Source organism: Streptomyces specialis (genome assembly GCF_001493375.1).
In the GTDB taxonomy this organism is placed as follows: domain Bacteria; phylum Actinomycetota; class Actinomycetes; order Streptomycetales; family Streptomycetaceae; genus Streptomyces; species Streptomyces specialis.
Genome location: NZ_LN929842.1, coordinates 1 through 2,340, shown reverse-complemented (window position 1 = coordinate 2,340; position 2,340 = coordinate 1). Strand labels below are relative to the sequence as shown.

Annotated in this window: 2 protein-coding genes and 1 pseudogene; 1 reads left to right on the top strand and 2 read right to left on the bottom strand. The window is 75.5% G+C overall.

Annotated elements, in window-relative coordinates; all coding sequences use genetic code 11:
* Nucleotides 1-446, bottom strand: a pseudogene (locus BN2279_RS09420) (DNA-binding protein); the annotation flags it as partial.
* A 201-nt stretch (nt 447-647) separates the two neighbouring features.
* On the opposite strand from BN2279_RS09420, the gene BN2279_RS09415 reads away from it, so the two are divergent.
* Nucleotides 648-1,502, top strand: a complete 855-nt coding sequence (locus BN2279_RS09415; RefSeq protein ID WP_059008284.1) for a helix-turn-helix domain-containing protein — start codon at nt 648-650, stop codon at nt 1,500-1,502.
* Between the two features lie 36 nt (nt 1,503-1,538).
* On the opposite strand, the gene BN2279_RS09410 is transcribed toward BN2279_RS09415, so the two are convergent.
* Nucleotides 1,539-2,213: a hypothetical protein gene (locus BN2279_RS09410; protein WP_059008283.1), complete on the bottom strand. Its 675-nt coding sequence runs from the start codon at nt 2,211-2,213 to the stop codon at nt 1,539-1,541.
* Nucleotides 2,214-2,340: the final 127 nt, after the last annotated feature.

Below are 2,340 nucleotides of genomic sequence, written 5' to 3'. Positions count from 1 at the left end.
CCTCCCGGCCCAGCGGGACCGGCCTCGGCCCCACCCTCGCGGAGGCCGGTCCCGCTGGGCCGGGAGGGGGTGGGCGCGAGCAGCTCCTGCGCGGTCCGCACCAGCCGCAGCGCCTCGGGTCTGCCCCACAGCAGGGCGCGGGCGCGCAGCCCGGCCAGTGCCTCCGGGAGCCGTTCCTCCCCGCCGGGCAGCAGGGCGGCGAGCACCGGGTACGGGCAGGGCTGCGGCGCGATGGCCAGGGCTTCGGCGACCTGGAGGGTGAACGTGTCGAGCCGGTCCACGGCCCGCAGCACCGAGGCCCTCGTCCCGGCGCGGGTGGCGAGCTGGGACACGTCGCCCGGCAGCGGCGACAGCAGGTCGGCCCGGGTGCGGAGCAGCCCGGCCAGCTCGGCGTCGGAACGCGAGCGCAGCTCGTCGGCGAGGGTACGGGGACCGGTGCTGGTCATCCGGTCAACGGTAGCGGTACCGAGGTGCCGTCCGCACGGGACGGGCGGACGGCACCGGGGGCGCCCGGCGTTGCGGCCCCCTCGGGTGGGGGGCAACCCTGCACCGGGGCAACTGTGCGAAAGGGGGGTGTGCGCGAGTGGACTCGGAGGGTGAGGGAGCGGCAGACTCGGGGACCAGCCGACGGAAGGACCGATCAGACGATGCCGCCGAGGGAGTCTCCGACCGCCCGACAGGCGCGCCTGGGCGCGGAATTGCGCAAACTGCGCGAGCGGGCGGGGAGAACGGCCAGGGAGGCCGCGGCCATGCTCGGCACCGACCAGGGCAAGATCAGCCACATAGAGTCGGGGCGGATCGGCGTCAGCGAGGAGCGCATCCGGAAGCTCGCCACCTTCTATTCCTGCTCCGACCAGGCCCTCCTGGACGCCCTGTGCGCCATCGCGAAGGAGCACCGGGGGCAGTTCTGGTGGGACGAGTACCGTGGCATTCTTGCGCCCGGGTTTCTCGATGTCGCGGAGATGGAATACCACGCCCTCTCGTTGCAGTTCGTCCATACCGTTTCCGTCCCGGGGCTCTTCCAGACCGAGGACTACGCGCGGGCGCTGTTCCGCGGCGTCTTCCCCGATCTGCCCCCCGCGGAGATCGAGGCCCGCACCGAGCTGCGGATGCGGCGGAAGATCGTGCTGGAACGGGACGAGCCGCCGCCGCTGGACGCGTACATCCACGAGGCGGCGCTGCGGATGCGCTTCGGCGGCCGGAGGGTCGTGCGGGCCCAGCTCGAACACCTGATGACGCTGGGCGACCGGTCGCACGTGACGGTGCGGGTCATCCCGTTCACCAACGAGGACTTCTTCGAGGCGACCCAGCCCGTCACCTACGCCACCGGGCCGGTGCCGCAGCTCGACACCGTGCAGGTCGACACCCCCAGGGGCGGCGGGTTCCTCGACTCGGACGCCGAACTGGCCGGCTACCGGGTCTTCTTCAGCCGCGCCGGGAAGGTCACGCTGAACGCGGAGGAGTCCCGGCAGCTCATCTACCACATCGCGCGGGAGCTGTGAGCCGGCCCCGGCCCCGCCGCCGGGGCCGGGGGCGTGTCAGGAGGCGTCGGCCGGCGGCCGGTGACGGCGGGCCCGGTGGAACAGGAACGCCGCGCTGGCCACCGCGGCGGCGCGCAGCAGCCACGGGAAGTGGTCGGCGAACGCCTCCTGGGCGTCGCCCTCGGCCAGCTCCGCGCCCCAGTAGCCGCCGGCGCGGCCGAGGAGCCAGAGCGTGTAGGCCCCGGCGACCAGAGCCGGCATCCCGAACGTCGCCCACTGCGCCTGGCGGCGGCTGAGCCGCGGTGACCAGTACGCCGCGGCCCAGCCCAGGAGGAGCAGCCCCACCGAGCCCACGACCGTGCCGGCCAGCAGCAGGGCCACGCCGATCAGCTCGACCGGGCCGCCCACGCGCCGGCCGCTGAGCGCCGCCCTGGCCAGCCGCCGCCCGCGCGAAGGGCCCTTCTCGACCACGGGCGCGAGCGCCGCGCCGCGCCTGGCGGCGGGCCCGGAGGCGTCACCGCCGTCGTGCTCCGCGCCTTCGGTCCCTTCAGTCCCCTCGGCCCCTTCGGCCGCTCCGTCGCCCGGCTGTTCGTCTCCGGTCCCCGGCCCGTCCTTGACCGGCGGCCGGAACAGGTCGGGGTTGTCGATACCGCCCCGGAACGCGCCGATCTGCCCGTCCGGCCAGAACCCCTCCGGCCGCCCGAACCATCCGCCGCCCGGCCCGGACGGCACCTCCGGCGCGGGAGGCGCCGGGGCGGCCGGGGCAGGGGCGGGCGCGGGCGCCGGGCCCCCGCCCCGGGCGCCCGGGGGGTCTTATACACATCCCCCAGCCCACGGGAACAGGGGGAAACCCGGGTGG